Origin of the sequence: Gynuella sp., from assembly GCF_050297175.1 — a bacterium.
Lineage (GTDB): Bacteria > Pseudomonadota > Gammaproteobacteria > Pseudomonadales > Natronospirillaceae > Gynuella.
On record NZ_JBNKSF010000019.1, the window covers coordinates 1 to 17,345 of the forward strand.

The following is a 17,345-nucleotide window of genomic DNA, read 5'->3' on the forward strand; positions in this document are numbered from 1 at the left end:
AGAGCAGATCGGCCGAAAGGTCACCTCTGCGCCGCTTGGGTTGATTGTGCATGACCTTGAAGATGTGAATAACCGGCTGATTCAGGGTCATTATTTCTTTAAGGATATCCGGGAGGAAGGCATTGAGTTGTTTGCAGCAACCCCCAGGCCGCTGGCACTACCTGGAAATTTAACCGACGCAGAACAACGCGAGATTGCGCAGAAGCATTATGATCAGTGGATAACCAAATCAAAAAATAGCTTTATCAAATTCCAATTTTCATTTAAAGAATCAATGATCGATGAGGCCGCCTTCGATCTTCATCAGGTCGCTGAGCGCCTCTATTCCTGCGTACTACTCACCTGCTCCAACTACCTGCCCAAAACCCACAATATCGAAAAGCTCCAACATTTTTGCATACAGATTGATTCCGACTTTACCGGCATTTTTCCGCTCGACAGTAAATTTCATCGGCGTTGTTTCCGCCGCCTGCAACGAGCTTATATCGAAGCGCGTTATTCGGAACATTACGAAATTACAGAGGAAGAATTGAAGTACCTGGAATCGGAAGTGACCAAGCTGAAAGTGCTGGTGGAAAGAATTTGTCAGGCCAGACTGGTTTGAATTGTATTCGTCTCGACTTGTCAGTGATTTCCTATTTTCCTTGCTCCGAACTCCTCTCTCAGTAAATCTGCATCCAGAAATTCGGAATATTTTTTGGGAATTTTCCCATTAAAGCTCGTAGCACAAATCGAGGCCCAATCTATGAAATATCCAAGCTTCACTGCATAACTCTTCGCTTGATCCAGTCCAATGTCATAGCCCGTTCCAAACACGGCACCTTCTGTATTCCGATGTTACCTCCTTACTTCGTCCTCACTCGTTTGATTTTTTAATGTAAGACTCGGCCAGATCTAATACTTTTTTAAAATCTTTCTGAGGCAATAGATGAAGTTTCCTTCGACAACATGAAATGTAGTAGCTTTGTAACTTATATACGTTGTCCAGAAACAACTGTGGCGATTGCTTTTTAAACTCACAAAGCATTTCAATCGCACCGTCGGCATGATTCCATGCTTCACTATTCATGTCATCAAATGCTCCAGTAATCGGTATGCTTTAGTACATCAGGTACGTAACATGAGGGCAATTGATTTGTAGTGCAACAAGACGTTAAAAACATGGCCCGTAGCCGATCCTTGGAGACCGGGGTGGGATGGTGATTGCAACAAAGTGGGATAACGTAACAGCACTGTGAAGCTGAAGTTAAGACTCCTATTGAGTACAAACGTCCAGGGGTATAAAACGGTTTTAAAAAATCTAGACAAAAAATAAAAAGAGCCAGCTATATAAAGAGAACCGATAAATTGCCGTGATTAGCAAATTAATCGCCCCCCTTAATAATTGGCCCTTCAATAACGCTGCCGCGAGTAAGCCTTAACGAGTACGGATATCTTCTAAGACTGGATATCCATGACACAGGTTAGGTTTAAAATCCAGGTCTACGGAGACATTGACACTGTTGCCAGCAACCTTGCTGGATAGCGCCATGGAATATGTTGCACGCCCTACTTCTGCGGAACCGTATTCCCCTTCCAAATCGATGCAAACGTAACCCGAGTTACCACACTGCTTATTGCTGACATTTAATAAAGCACCATGCCTCGGCCCTGTAATTAATTCTACAATAGACACAGTTCCACAATCCTGTATGTTTTTTGACCATGAAAACGAAGATATTAACAGCAAGAAAAATATTGAGAGCTTCATAAAACCTCTGATGAGTTAATAATAAATTTGTCTGGAAATAACCAGGAGCGCGGTATTTAACAGCTCTCTCAAACACAAAACAAGCCTATTCTTTACAATATCAATTGTTTCGACTCCACAGAGATATTCATCAAATCCGCAGCTTACAAGAGACAGTTTATAAATTCCCCTCTTACTTAAACTCTGCCCTTCATCCACAGGTTCCTTAACACAAATACTGCAGTTGCCATGGTGAGATGCACACTATGCACTTCGTTGTTTTTACTGATGTGGCAGTCAAACCGCCCCGCTGTTTTTCAGCTTTTCCGCCACCTCAAACACTTGGTCTCTGCCCATCACAAACTCAAATATTTTGCCTTGTTCAAGTTTGTATAAACGATCCGCAGCGTCAAAATATCGGTCATCGTGGGTAATGGCGATAACGGTTTTTCCAGCGGCTTTGAGTTCTGGCAATATTTCCCGGTAGAACACTTCGCGGAATACCGGGTCCTGGTCTGCTGCCCATTCGTCCAGTAACAGTACCTGACGGTCTTCGAGGTACATTAACAGCAAAGCCAGTCGTTTCCGCTGTCCTTGAGAGAGCGCTTTGGTAGATAATTTGCCGTCTTCCACGGTTACTTTATGATCAATTGCCAATCGCTTGAGATAGTGTTGGATGCGTGGGTGTTCTGCGCCAACACCCGTTGCATCCAGCACATCATCGAACAAAAAAAAGTTGGGGAAAATCGCAGCAAAATAGCTGCGATGTCTTTCGGCTGTCTGCTCCGTCAATGGCTCGCCATTGAGGCTGACAGATCCATCCGTGGGTAAATATAAGCCGGTTAACAATTTTGCCAGTGTTGATTTGCCACTGCCGTTGCCACCAATCAAAAAGATCAGTTCGCCGGATCGAATGTCCAGGTCAACCGGCCCCAGCTGAAATCCAGCTTCGTCACCTTGATCAAGATAACGGTATAAAGCCTGTTTCAGATGCAGAGATTCAAACACCGGAGTCTGTAATGCGGAGTGTTCTGATGGCGCGGATATTCCGTTTGCCGTCTCCCCCAATTGCAGCCGGTCTATCGCCCGCAGCGCCACATTGCCGCGAATCACCGCTGGTATAGCATCTAAAATCATCGCAATTGGCGTTCTTAAAAACATAATGGCCAGAACATAACCAACAATGACTTCCTGAGAGACACTTTCCAGTGCCATGCCGGCAAAAAAGATCATTCCAATCAGCGCAAATACCAGTACCGTGGTCCAGTTAAGATTGATGGCCCATAGTACCTCTGCATTGATTGCAGTATCTCTGGCCTGCTGTGCCTGGGGTTTAAAGCGCTGATGAAACTGAAACCGACGGCGGGGCTCACTTAAGCCGAGTTCGTTCCGCCCTTCCACCACGGCTTCATATTGTCGGAATAATTCATCATCCAGCCGGCGCACTTGCTGCATCATGGTTTTAATACGTCCGGCGAGACGAAAATCCCCCCATACTCCCAATCCAACCAGTATCACCAGAGCTGCAAACAGCAGCGGTGATAACCAGGCCAGATAGGCCAAACCCGTCACCAGCAATAAACCGTTGTAAAGGGAGACCGGTAGTTGTCTGGTGGCATTGGCCACCATGGTGACATCACGGGTCAAGGCGTTATAAAGCGCCGGAGCCCCCAACGCTTCCTGACGGGCCAGCGGAGTGCTGAGAATACGTTCCACTAAACGGCAGCGCAGTCGATAAACCATCTTATGACCCAACCCCACCAATAATATCTGCGACCAGACTCCGCTCGCGAACAACAGCGCGACCAGGGCCAGATAAAATCCTCCAGAACCGGCCAGTGAGTGGATGCCGTTTTCCAACGCATGGTTAATGCCGCCCACCAGCGTGATACCGGCGGCGGCGCTACACAGGCTGGCCAGAACGGCCAGCATCATGGTGCCTTTGGACTGCGCCAGCAGTTGTTTCATCATGTTCATTTTATATTTTCCGTTAACTGCACAACCAACTGTTCAGACTCCAGAATGCTGTAATGGTTTGCTTTGATCGACCAGCCCTTGAGGGGTTGCATACTATACAGTTGCCATGCTTCCACGGCAGCGGGGTTATCGTCACTGCGCCAGACCAGACAGGGAATATCCAGCACCGGCATCGGCGCCCGGTAAAATGCTTTCTTGATGGCCCAACGCATCATGATCCGTTCATGTATCCATTCCACGGGTACTTCCGCTGCCAGGGCCTGATGAAAATGCTCATTGGCGAGCAATTGTTTCAGGCCGGCGGCATAATCCTGTGCCACTGCGTTCTGCAATTGTTGCCAGTCAGCGGTGCTGATTTCTATCCGGTGTTCACGGCAATAATGCTGTATATCCTCAAGCAGCTGCTGTTGCTCATCATCGGCGTTATCCAGATTTTTGCCAGGGTCATAATCGATCAACGCCAGGGTCTGTACGGTAAATCCCTGTTGTTGCAATGTCTCCGCCAGAATCATCATCATTCTGGCCGCCAGGCTCCAACCCACCAGCACCAGAGACTGCGACTTCAATGGTTCTAATTGTTGCAGATAGTCTTCGATCAGTAACGACCACTGTTCTGCCGGTGTATTAACTAACAGTGTCGGATTTGCCAGCAAACCATAAACATTGAAACGCCCCTGCAATCGTTCCACCATGGGTTGATAGTATCGTACATGACCGCCAATGGAATGCATCAGCACGATGGCAGGACCCTGGGCTGCGTGACTCAACGGCAGCAGGCGTGAGGGTGCTTGAACCGATGCGGATGTTTCCTGCCCTAACAGTTCTGCCAGTGCCGCGACAGTTTGTAGCCGGAACAACAGATCGGTTGGCAGTTCACGGTCAAAATGACTGCGTAACCGGGCAATGACTTTAATGGCTGCCAATGAATGGCCACCAAGATCAAAAAAGTTATCCATCACGCTGACATCATCCTGGCCGAGTACCTGCTGCCACACCGTCAATATCTGCTGTTCGGTATCGTTGCGTGGTGCCACATACTGACGCCGATGTTGCTGTTCCATCCGTTCCAGCAACAACTGCCGATCAACCTTACCATTAGCATTCAACGGAATCTCCGTCACCGTCATCAACCTGGCCGGAACCATATAATCCGGCAGCTGCTCGCCAAGCCAGGCTTTGAGAGAGGATTCGTCACCAACGCCATCGTCCACCGGTACCACAAAACCACACAGTCTGGCCTGCTCACCCTGCCCCTGCACCAGAACACTGGCTTGCTGAATGAGTGGATGAGCCAACAGAGTGGCTTCCACCTCACCCGGTTCAAGACGAAATCCACGGATCTTCACCTGGTGATCGGCACGCCCAAGCATCTCCAAGGAACCATCACTGCACTTCACCGCCAGATCACCGCTGCGATACATGCGCTCCTCCTGGTACTGAAAATCAGGTAAAAACACTTCAGCGGTGCGAACCGGATCATTCAGATAGCCAAGACTGAGCTGAGGTCCGGCAATATACAACTCCCCAACCTGACCTGACGGCACCGGTTGCAACTGGTCATCGAGCAGATAGACGCGGTTATCTCCCATGACCCGGCTCAGAGTCGTGCGCAACAACGCGGCAGACAGATCAACTTCCCGCCACAACACCCCTACCGTGGTTTCCGTCGGACCGTAATGATTAAACACCCGACACGCTCCAGCATGCAGCGACAGCTGTTCTAGCAGATGTGAAGGAATACGCTCGCCACCGAATACCAGCCGCTGTGCCGGCAGCACTTGATCCAACGGCAGACCTTCGCTCAGTGCCAGAAAATGTGCCGGCACGATTTTCAGGCAATCCAGCGGCTGATGAGCCAGATATTGCTGAAACGCGCCGGCATCAGTAGAACTGGTTTTATCCAGCAGGTGCAGACAGCCGCCCAGAATCCAGCATGGAAACAACATCGTGTTGCCAAGATCCGCCATCGGCGAAGACACCAATCCATAATGCCCGCCTGGTGGCAGCTCCAGCGCCTCAATTACGGACTGACAATAATGACTGAGCGCCCCGTGGCTGACCTGAACCCCTTTCGGAGTCCCCGTGGTTCCGGAGGTGTACAACACATAGGCCAGATCCTCAATGCGATACTCCGGTGTTGTCAGCGTCAGGCCAGATGTCGGCAACGGATCGGGCGACAGCACCACCGGTCGCAATAGTCCAGTGTTCTCCGAGGTATCACTTAAGTGGGTGTCCCCTGAATGGTTCGGATGGGTGTCCTGTGAAGCACCGTTTAAGTGGGTGTCCCCTGAACAGCTCAGATGGGTGTCCTGTGAATCATCGCTTAAGTGGGTGTCCCCTGAACGGCTCAGGTGGGTGTCCTGTGAAGCATCGCTTAAGTGGGTGTCCACCGAACGGCTCAGGTGGGTGTCCTGTGAAGCTTCACTTAAGTGGGTGTCCCCTAAACCTTCCCCTAAACCTAAACGGCTCAGGTGGGTGTCCTGCGAAGTATCATTTAAGTGGGTGTCCACCGAACAGCTCAGGTGGGTGTCCTGTGAAGCTTTTAAGTGGGTGTCCACTGAATGGTTCGGATGGGTGTCCTGCGAAGCATTGCTTAAGTGGGTGTCCCATAAAGCGGAATTATGGCTGAGGATGACGACCGGGCGGGCTTCTTTGACGATCAGTGCCCGTCGACCAATGGGCTGGTCGGGATCCAGGGGCAGATAGGCGGCTCCGGTTTTCCATACTGCCAGCAGAGCCATTGCAAATGCCGGTTGTCGTGGTAAGTCCAGCGCGACCAGAGTGCCGGCTGCAGCACCGTGTTGTTGCAGTACGGCGGCCAGCCGATCACTGCGTTGATCCAGTTCGGTATAACTGATCACATCGGCCTGACACTGCAACGCAGCAGCTTCGGAAGCCATCTCAACCGAACGCCGCCATTGATGCATAAAGTGTCCCGCCGCAGGCTGTTGCAAACCAGTACCGATCAGTCCGCAGTCCTCACCGTCAAGCAGTAGCCCGAACGTCTCAAAGGATTGTTCCGGTGCACTCAGTGCCTGCCACAGCAATTGTTCGAACCGTTGCAGCAGTTGTTTAGCCATTGCAGCACCATAGCACCCCTGATCATAGAACAGTTGCCAGCCACCACCCTGTTCATCGGCACATCCGTGCAACAGCAGACCACAATTGCCAGCCGGACTCAGTAACTGCATGTCTTCTGCCGATCGCTTCTGCCAGTAAATCCCGGCTACATCGCTATGATGTTCCGCTTCGATCACCCCGACATACTCTTGCCATTCCAGCATCTGCTGCCACAGTAATTCCTGAGCCGGTAATTGTCGGCTCAACGACTGTTGTTGCAGATCATGGAAGGGCATCGGTATCGGTTGGGTCAGCACACCCAGGGTAGCCGCCAGCTCATCGTAATTCTGTCGGCAGTCATGATAGAGACTGAGCTGAAATTCAGATTGTCCACTGAGACGGCCCAACAGCGCCGCCCAGACAGTGATCAGCAATTGTTCCACTGAACAGTGACAGGCCAGGCTGACGTCTCTCATGGCTGTCGCCAGATCCGCCCCAAACGGCCGACACACAGAGTGATACTGGCGACTGGCCAAGCCATGATTTTCCGCCAGCTGAATGGCAGGCAGCCGCGTCAGTTCCAGCCCTTGCCAGAAGGTACGGGCCGTTATCGCGTCTTCCTCCTGCTGTAAATCCGCCACCCAGTCGGCATAATCCAGATACTGCATGTCCACCTCTTCAGGCATCTGCGGTGCCCTGAGCCACCGACCAATATTGGCAGCCGAACCGGGGTCCAGTTGCATAGCAGACGCCACCAGCAACAGGCGATTGCTCTCATCGCCCGGCCAGAACCAGGCCAGCAATTGGGGCCGCTGATCGGCAAATACCGAAGCCGCCTCAGCTTCGATCTGTTCGTCCTGATCACCACTGATACGGCGAAAATCGAGCTGCCCGTCAACGACACTCTGGCGCAAACCATGAAAACCCGGTTGCTCACCAAACACCGTGGTCAGAATTTCATGCTGGTGCATCAGGGCGCGTAACCGTGACTCCACCTGCGCTTCCGACTGCTGCCCCAGGTTGAGCCAGAATATCGCCGCCGAGGATTGCTCAAGTCGCTGTTGTTGCAGGGTTAAGGCCGAACCATTCTGAATCAGACTGCTCATCAGCACTCCTCCCCGTCAACCGTCGGCAAATCACTGCGCTGGTACAGGTCCCCCATGGCCACCGCCATTTTGCGTTCACCCTTGAACGGATCGCGGGCATGAGCCACCAACATATTATCGACCATGACCACATCACCCGGTTGCCATTGAAAACGCACGGCACAGGCTTCGTACAGCTCGCTGATAAGATCGACCGTACTCTGTTCAAGCGGTTCACCGTCACCGTAGTAAACGTTGCGAGGCAGGTTCTCCTCACCCCCGGCACGGAGCAGATATTCACGTACATCCGGCTCCAGAAAGCTGACATGATGCAACTGGATCTGATTGAAGAAACTCATCTCTGCGGTGATCGGGTGACGGATCATGGCCGGACAGTTCTGACTGATGCGCAAATTGTCCTGCCCATACCATTCAAACACGATACCGCCTTCGCGGCAGGTATTCTCCACCACCTCACGGCTATCGGTTTTGAAAAAATGCTGCCAGCTGACATCCAGGTTGCTGAAATTACGCACATACTTGAGTTCTTTGCGCATCAGTTTGGCGCGTATGTCCGCCGGCAGCCGGCGATAGACTTCCCGGCAATCGACAATTGGCGTTGCCCCACCTTCCGCAGCAGCCATTTCGCAGTAAAACCACTGCCGCCTCGGCCAACGATATTGATGCGAGCTTTCGTTGTGAAACATGATCATCTGATCATTCGGATACGGTGTGGACTGATAGATGTTCTGCCCCACTTCTTTTTTCGGCAAGTCACCATAACGGCCATACAACTGCGGATACATCCCCTGGCAGAACGCCTCAAACGCCACCGGCGTCGGCAGATCAAAACCACGGAACAGAATGCCGCCGTACTGCTCCAGCCAGGTCAGAATCTGCTGCTGATGACCATTGGCCCAGGCAACCGGATCCAGTCCCGGCTCCTGATTTTCCACACACAGCGGCAATGGCCGCGCTGACGACAACGGCGCCACGTTCACACGCGGAGCCTGACTCGCCGACTGGCGGTGATCACGACGGCTGTTTTTCATTTTGCTGAGTTTGCTCAGTTTGGCTGACTTGGCCGCCACCGGCGGTGTTTCAGAGGAAACAGATTCACTGGACATGGTTTCAGATTCCATAGCATTTATTTGTACACGACTCGATGCCGCCACCAGAGCAGTCATCGGCGTAGTGGATAACCATTGCGGTTGTTGCACAGCCTGATCGATACGCGCCATCAGGGTGGTACTCATTCGGCGGATAGTGGCCGGTTCAAACAGGCTCCGGCGATAGACCCAGCGAAGTTCCAGGACACGCCCGGACGCTTCTGTGTGCTCGCTGGCAAATAACGCCATATCAAATTTGGAGTGACGCTGGCGACCGGGTTTTGGGATAACAGTCAGGCCCTCCACTGACTGCTGTGCCGTTGGCATGTTCTGCATCACCAACAGCGCCTGAATCAACGGATGCTGGCCAGCGATGCGCTGCGGGCGAACGGCCTCCACCACGCGCTCAAACGGGACGTACTGATGCTCAAAGCCAGACAGACAAACCTGTTTTACCTGTTGCAGATAATCGCCAAAGGTCAGCGTCGCCCTGGGCCGGAAGCGCAGCGCGATCAAATTGACGAAGAAACCGATCAATGCCTCGGTCTGCTGTAGCTCCCGATTGGCGACATCGGTACCGATCACCAGATCCTGACTGCGGCTTTCACTGTAAATCACACTGCTGTACAACCCCGCCAGCACCATGAACAGCGAACATTGATAGCGTTCCGCCAGGGCATACAGGGCTTCGGTCTGCAATGCGGTCAGCGTCAGTACGACAGCATCGCCTTCATTGCCTCCCCGCTCCGGTCGTGGATGATCAAACGGCAACTGCAGTTGTGCCGGAATGCCTTTGAGGTTCTGCCGCCACCAGTTCAGCCCCACACGTTGTTGTTGCTGAACCGCTTCGCTGTGCTGCCAGCAGGCGTAATCCAGATACTGAACCGGCAACGGCGGCAGCTGTGCCCGTCCCTGAGCCTGCAACTGCCGGTACGCTTCTGTCAGATCACCGACCAGCCGCTCACCAGACCAGCCATCTGAGGCAATATGATGTTGAATCAGCTGACACAACCACCGCTGCTCTCCGAGTTGATAGAGATAAACCCGCAGCGGCGCTTCCCGGGTCAGGTCAAATACCTCAGAAGCCGCCTGATCCAATCGCTTGTCCACAACCTCAGCCGAACAATCATGCAGATCCTGTAACTGGACAGTCACCCGCAATTGCGGCTCCAGCCGCTGCACTGGCTCACCTTCGTGCTGGTGATACGTCACCCGCAGAATGTCATGACGATCCACCACGGCATCTACCGCCGCCTGCAACCCTGAAACGGACAATGCTCCGTGCAGTTCAACCACAAAACTCATGTTAAAACTGGCATCCGCCGGCTCCAGCTGCTGCATAAACCACAGCCGGCGCTGCGCATGAGATAACGGTATAAACCCAGAATGGGACAGCTTCGGAATACAATGCGTCTCGACAGCACGCATGTGAGCAGCCATCTCCGCCAGCCGTGGATGTTCAAACATGGCCTTCAGTGGCAACGACCAGCCTTGCGGTAACAGCCGCGCCCGGACCTGAGCCGCCAGCAGTGAATGTCCACCTGAATGGAAGAAATGACTGTCCGGCCCCGGTTCGGCCAGCCCCAGTACCTGTTGCCAGACTTGTGCCAGCAAACGCTGAGAAGCCCCCTGCAAAACCCTCTGAGACACCCCGGAATTTGTAGTCGACAGCCCTTGCCGGGTGGGTTCCGGCAAGGCTTTCCGGTCTACCTTACCACTGGCGTTCAGAGGCAGTTCGGACATCACCTGATAGCCATTAGGCAGCATGTATTCGGGTAGCCGGGCCTGCAGATGGCGGTGCAGTTCAGCCTGATCAAAATCCTGCCCCGGCGTCACCACGCAATATGCCTGTAACCATTGCTGTTGCGGCCAGACACACACCACCGCCTGAGCAATCGACGGATGCGCCAGCAACTGGCTCTCGATCTCCCCTAACTCGATCCGAAAACCCCGCAGTTTTATCTGATGATCCACCCGACCCACAAAAACCAATCGTCCATCGGCCAGTGTTTTGACCAGATCTCCGGTCCGGTAAATCCGACTGCCATCATCATCAAAGGGATTCGGCAAAAACCGTTCAGCGGTCAAATCCGGCTGATGCAAATAGCCCCGGGTAACCGCCGCGCCACCGATATACAACTCCCCGGTCACCCCGTTCGGTACCGGCTGCAAACGCTTATCCAGCACAAAACACTGATTGTTGCGTAAGGCCCGGCCGATGGGTGCCAATGGCCGGAGGTTCAAATCCTCCATGCCGGAAATCCTCTGCAACGTCGACCACACCGTTGTTTCGGTCGGCCCGTATACATTGAACAATGCCCGGCAGTCCTGGCTTAGCCGTCGCGCCAGTTCCCGGTCCAGTGCCTCACCACCCACCACAGCAGTCATCCCCGCCAATTGTTCAGCCGGCAGCTCATGCAATAACCGCCAGCCTGAGGGTGTTGCCTGAATCAGATCCACTTCATAACACTGAATGAGTGCCGCCAACGCCTCACTGTCCCGGCGGACGTGCTCCTGTGCCAGGATCACCGTGGCACCGGTTGCCAGCGGCAGACACAACTCCAGCCCGGCGATATCAAAAGTGATGGTCGTCAGCCCCAGAACCCGCTGAAACCGTGGCAATTGCTGCTCCATCGCCGTCAGGAAATTAGCAAACTGTCTTCGCTCCACTACCACACCCTTGGGTTTTCCGGTCGAACCGGAGGTATACAGGCAATACAGCAGACTGGCTGGAGGATGCTCAACTGCCGGATTATCATCCGCCAGCGCAGTCGCTTCAGCCATGGCGACAGACCAGATAACGGAGTTGACCGAAGTTGGCAGTGTCTCGGCGGTCAACAACAGTGCCGGAGCAGCATGTTGCAGAATATAGTCGAGCCGCTGCGGTGGATGATCCGGGTCGAGGGGCAGATACGCAGCCCCGGCTTTCTGAATTGCCAGTAACGTCACCAACAATGCATGACTGCGCGGCAGGCAGAAAGCCACCAGTTGCTCCGCTCCAATTCCCTGTGCCAACAACCAATGCGCCAGCTGATTGGCCTGGCGGTTGAGATCCTGATAGCTGATAGCCTGCATCTGCTCGCCGCCATAGACCTGCGCCACCACAGCCGTGCCATGGGGTTGTCGTGCTACCTGTTGCTCAAACCGGCACAAAAAATCCTCCGTCGCGGCAATGGCTTCAACGGCAGAACTGTCAGGCACGGTCATCGACGGCAACTGATAATGACCGATAGGGGCATCCGGCTGTTCACAAATCTGTTGCAGCAGCGCCAGATAATCCGCTGCCATGGCATCGATCCGGGGGCGGTCAAACAGATCACTGTTGAACTCTATCTCCATTTGCAAATGCTGCTGACGAAACAGATTCAGACTCAGTTCGAACTTGGCACTGCGGGCAGCAGTGACCACCTCCAACTGCAGACCCGGCAGGGTCAGCTGTCGCTGCCCGTGATAATCGGACTGATAATTAAACAGAGTTTGAAACAACGGTGGCCGGGCCAGATTGCGTTCCGGCTGCAACGCCTCCAACAGTGACTGCAACGGCAGCTGTTGATGTTCCAGATCCTGCTGAAACCTCTCATGGCACTGAGACAACCACTGGCTGAAAATCGCTTCCGGGAGTACTACTGCGCGATTAACCAGAGTATTCACGAACAATCCAACCATCTGCTGACTGGCCGGATGATCGCGGCCGGCGACCGGTACACCGATACCGAAATCGGTTTGTCCGCTGTAGCGCCACAACAGCAGCCGCCAGGCGGCCAGCAGCAACTGAAACGGCGTAACCCGCAATTGTCTGGCGCATCGATCGAGAGCCTGGGTAACCGAGTCATCCAAACGATGTTCCCAAGTCTGACCAGAATCCGTCTGCTGATCCGGCCAGGGATTCACCGTCGCCAAGGCCAGCTCGTGTGGCATACCATGAAGACGCTGAAGCCAGTATTGCACAGTCATCTGATCCCGATCCCGGCCGTGTTCATTTGATTGCCAGGCCATCCAATCAAGAAAATCCGGTCGCACCGCTGCCGGTTTTTCAGCGACTCCGCTCTCCGCCTGTTGATACAGGGTCAGAAAATCCTGCACCAGCAGCCCCATAGACCAGCCATCGGTCACCAGATGATGCAGGTTCACCAGCAACCACCAATGACCAGATTCTCGCGCAATCAGGTCTACGTAAAACAACCGCCCGGCTGCCGGATCAAACTCTCGGGTCAATGCCTGATCAAGCACAACCGCAGCATCGCCGGAATCAACCATTTGCAGCACCTCGGGCAACTGAATCAGAGGCTGCTGCCAGACCTCGCCATCTGCCTCAAACATCCGACAACGCAAAATCGGATACCGGCCCAGCAAACCATTCACCGCCGATTTCAGAGCCCGATGATTGACCGGCCCCTGCCCATCAAACAACTGCGTCACGTGATAACTACGACTGTCCGGCTCCAGCTGCTGCAAAAACCACAACCGCTTCTGCGCCGGCGACAACGGCACCGGCTGATCAGAATCTGTCCGCAGCGGGCAATCGATTGGGTCCATTGCGGTGGGTATCCCTTGAACAATGCCATTCATGCCAGTCGCTGAAGTGGGTGTCCCCTGAACAGCATCAGCCGAAGTGGGTGTCCCCTGAACGTCTTCTGAAACTACGGTGGGTGTCCCTTGAATAGCATCAGCTGAAGTGGGTGTCCTCTGAACGTCTTCTGAAACTACGGTGGGTGTCCCGTGAACAGCATCAGCCGAAGTGGGTGTCCCCTGAACGTCTTCTGAAATTACAGTGGGTGTCCCGTGAACAGCATCAGCCGAAGTGGGTGTCCCCTGAACGTCTTCTGAAACTACGGTGGGTGTCCCATGAGCAGCTAAAGTGGGTGTCCCATGAGTGGTCGGGTTTTGTTGATCCAGCCAGGCTCCAAGTTCGGCGGGTGTTGGCAGTTTGGCCAGTTGTTTTGGGCTGATGGCCAGCCCGGCTTTTCGGGCGCGGGCGATGAGTTGCAGGCTCAGAATGGAGTCGCCGCCCACCTGATAAAAGTCAGCATCGGCGTCGAGGCCAGGTTGCCGCAGGATGTCCCGATACAGTTCCAGCAGGGTTTCGACGGTGGCCGACGTCGCTGGCTGCGGCCACAGGGTTGCCATGGCTGCCAGGGTTGAATGGGCACTGATAGCCGCCGGCGACAGTCGAACTCCTTGTCTGGCTGCTAAACCGATCAGTTGCAGACTCAGAATGGAGTCGCCTCCGAGAGCAAAAAAGTCATCATCGGCGGTCACTGTTTGCACACCCAGTATCTGCTTCCAAAGTTCGGCAAGTTCCGTCTGTGCCGGTGTCCCAATAGAGGTCAGTATCCCGGCAGAGGTTTCGGCTTTCGATTCGGGCAGTGGCCATGGCAGTGCCTGGCGGTCAATTTTGCCGTTATCGTTCAAACCTATATGATCGAGCAGGCACCAGCGGTCCGGCACCATGTAATCTGGCATTGCCGCCTGCATGGCCTGCTTCAAAGCATCCAGTTTTAAATCTGCCGGTTGGAGATAGGCTACCAGCACCTGACGGCCGCGATCCTGCCGGACCATGACCAAGGCATGCTCTACCTCGGATCGGGACAACAGCCATTGCTGCACTTCGCCAAGCTCCAGCCGGTAGCCGCGATGTTTAATCTGATCGTCTGCCCGCCCGAGAAATTCCAACTGCCCGGCTCCATTGATGCGCACCTGGTCGCCACTGCGATACCAACGCCCTTCCGCATCGGTCACAAATACTGCTTCGGTCTGTTGCGGCTGCCGCCAGTATCCTTCAGCCAATTGTGGTCCCCGGATATACAACTCACCCGCCTGCCCTCTTGGTACTGATCGGCCGTGGTCATCACGAATGTCTACCACCATGCCGGGTAACGGCCGCCCCAGCGGCGCAGCGCGACCGGAATGGCCGTGCCAGCCATTCAAATCGGTACAGCTAATGCCAACGGTGGTTTCCGAGGGCCCGTAGTGATTGATGATGGTCAGCGCCGGGGCCAGTTCGCGGATCTGCCGGATCAGCTCGATATCACTGCCCTCACCCCCCAGAATCAGCCGCTGGCGGGGTAACAATCGTTCCGGAGCCTCAACACTCAGCAATCCTTTTAAATGTGATGGCGTGATTTTCAGACAGTCAGCCGGTCGCTGATGCAGAAACTCGGCCAGTGCCGGTGGATCAAAAGCCAGCTCGGCGGGCGGCAATAATAATGTCTGCCCCTGATACAAGGCTGCAAGTACCGAGGTCATGCCAAGATCCGCCGCAGTCGTTGCCAGTGTCAGCCAACGGATGTCTGGATGACCGGTATCACCCAGTGCCTGAGCGATGGCTGCGCAATAGTGATTAACCGCACCGCGACTGACCACCACTCCTTTGGGAACACCAGTGGAACCGGAGGTAAACAACAAATATGCCGGAGCTGCCGTGTTATCGATGGCATCAGGTCCGTCGGTCATGTCAGGCCCAAGCTCACCCGCAGCGCAAGGATCCACTTCATAAGATAACGGTATAAAATCAGCATTGCACCAGCCGGCCGGCCAGTCTTCGAGCAGCAGACACGGTACGGCCTGCAACGCATCAAGCTGCTCGGCCACTACGACCGCTCGGGCGTCAGCCTGAATCAGCACCACGTTCAAACGCTGAACCGGCTGACGCGGATCGAGCAATACCGTGACGATACCCCGCTGCCAGCACGCCAGCATCAACGCGACCTGCAAGGGTGAGCGCGCCAGCGCAATGCCCAGGCGGTCGCCGCGCTGCAGTTCATGCCGTTGTAACCAATGACTGAGTTCGTTCAGTCGCTGGTTCAGCCACTCCCAGGAAAGCTGTTCATCTCCGGATTCCAGGGCAATGGCCTGCGGCCGCTGCTGGCTCCACTGCCGCACCCGCGCCAACAGATCCTGTGGCGGTTGTTGCAACGGCTCGCCTGCCAACCGGCTGCGATCCTGCTGGAAGCGCCATTGCGACAACGTCAGTTGAGGGTGCGTCAACGTGCTTTGCAACAACCGCTGCATCTGCGCTAACCAACGATTGACGGTGGCAGCGCTGAACAGCTCACCGGCAAATTCAAGTTCGAGGCAGATTTCGTCCCGCTGTTCGGTTTCCACCACCCGTAACGTCAGGTCAAAACGGGCATGCTTGTGGCCTGGCTGCAGCACTTCAGCGGTGCTGGCTCCCAAGGTCAGACGCTGGCTGACCGGCAGCGCCACATGCACAAACATCACCTGGATGATGGCAGAATGCAGCGGATCGTGACGCCATTGCAGCAGTTCGGGTAAGTGTTCGAACGGCAGATCCTGATGATCATACGCGGCTGCGATCAATTGCTGACTGCGTTGCAGCGATTGCTGAAAAGACGGATCAGCACTGAGGTCATGGCGCAATACCAGAGTATTCAGCAACGGGCCGACCAGAGTTGCCAGCTCTGCCCGGCCACGGTTGGCTACCGACGAACCGATGCACAGGTCTGTCTGACCGCTATGGCGCGACAGCACCCAGGCAAAGGCCGTCTGCAAATAGATAAACAAGGTGCTGTCGAGGGCCCGAATGCGCTGACGCAACGATCGACTGAGGGCCTCGTCCAATACCAGGGTGGCAATATCGCCACGAAAATCACGCGCATGCAGCGGCTGGCGGCGATAATCCGTGGTCAATTTCAAATGCGGCGCAATGCCGCTGAGCTGCTGTTGCCAGTACTGTCGCTGGCGCTGGTAGTCGTCGCTGTGGTGCCATTGTCGCTGCCAGGCGGCATAGTCGGCATACTGGATCGGCAGTGCCGGCAAGGCAGTATCGGCCTGATACAACTCACAGAGATCATTGACCAGTATCTGCGCGGACCAGGCATCAAACGCGACATGATGAACGGTAAAAAACAGCCAATAGCTACTTTCATCGTGATACAGGCGTGCCCGGAATGGCCATTGTTGCAGATCCAGAGGCTCGGCCAGTTCGGCCTCATAACGCTGTTGCACCCAGTCTTCATCAGCAACGGCTGACAGGGCGTGTTGTTGCAGACCAGGCCAGGGCTGATCGAGCAGTTCGGCCTGCCATTGACCAGGTTCCGGCTGATGGTAGGCAGTCCGCAGTATGGTGTGTCGCTGAACCAGCCGACTCAATGCCTGTTGCAGACGCTCAGGGTTCAGTTGTGTATCAAAGCGCAGCACCGAACATAGATTGTAAAGCGCCCGCGCACTCATGGATTCGGCCATGACAAAACGCTGCTGGGCAAATGACAGAGCGCTTTGTCCAGGCATCGGCACAATTGGCAACTGCCAGCTGTCGATGCCCTGTTCAGCCAGTTTGCGGCGGAACAGCTGTTGCTGTTCTGCCGGCAGTGCCGCCAGTCGGCGGGCAATTTCGTGGGAACGTGTCTGTTTGGTCACGACAAC

At 54.4% G+C, this 17,345-nt stretch carries 6 protein-coding genes; 1 reads left to right on the top strand and 5 read right to left on the bottom strand.

Translation table 11 applies throughout. The features are described from left to right. The coding region (locus tag ACQY6I_RS07275) for a HEPN domain-containing protein (RefSeq protein ID WP_428240812.1) at positions 1-604 on the top strand (604 nt) is incomplete at its 5' end. Between the two features lie 252 nt (positions 605-856). On the opposite strand, the gene ACQY6I_RS07280 is transcribed toward ACQY6I_RS07275, so the two are convergent. The 5 genes from ACQY6I_RS07280 to ACQY6I_RS07300 form a co-directional block, all read right to left on the bottom strand. After that, entirely contained in the window at positions 857-1,069 is a 213-nt protein-coding gene (locus ACQY6I_RS07280; RefSeq protein ID WP_428240813.1) for a hypothetical protein, read from the bottom strand. Between the two features lie 348 nt (positions 1,070-1,417). Further along, entirely contained in the window at positions 1,418-1,675 is a 258-nt protein-coding gene (locus ACQY6I_RS07285) for a hypothetical protein (protein ID WP_428240814.1), read from the bottom strand. Positions 1,676-2,026: 351 nt separating this feature from the next. Further along, complete coding sequence (locus ACQY6I_RS07290) at positions 2,027-3,706, bottom strand: cyclic peptide export ABC transporter (RefSeq protein WP_428240815.1); 1,680 nt, start codon at positions 3,704-3,706, stop codon at positions 2,027-2,029. Then, a complete protein-coding gene (locus ACQY6I_RS07295; protein ID WP_428240816.1) occupies positions 3,703-7,872 on the bottom strand; it encodes a non-ribosomal peptide synthetase in 4,170 nt (1,389 codons plus the stop codon). Before ACQY6I_RS07295 ends, ACQY6I_RS07290 begins: the two co-directional genes overlap by 4 nt. Next, complete coding sequence (locus ACQY6I_RS07300; protein WP_428240817.1) at positions 7,872-17,339, bottom strand: amino acid adenylation domain-containing protein; 9,468 nt, start codon at positions 17,337-17,339, stop codon at positions 7,872-7,874. The genes ACQY6I_RS07295 and ACQY6I_RS07300 overlap by 1 nt, the downstream gene beginning before the upstream one ends. Between the last annotated feature and the right edge of the window lie 6 nt (positions 17,340-17,345).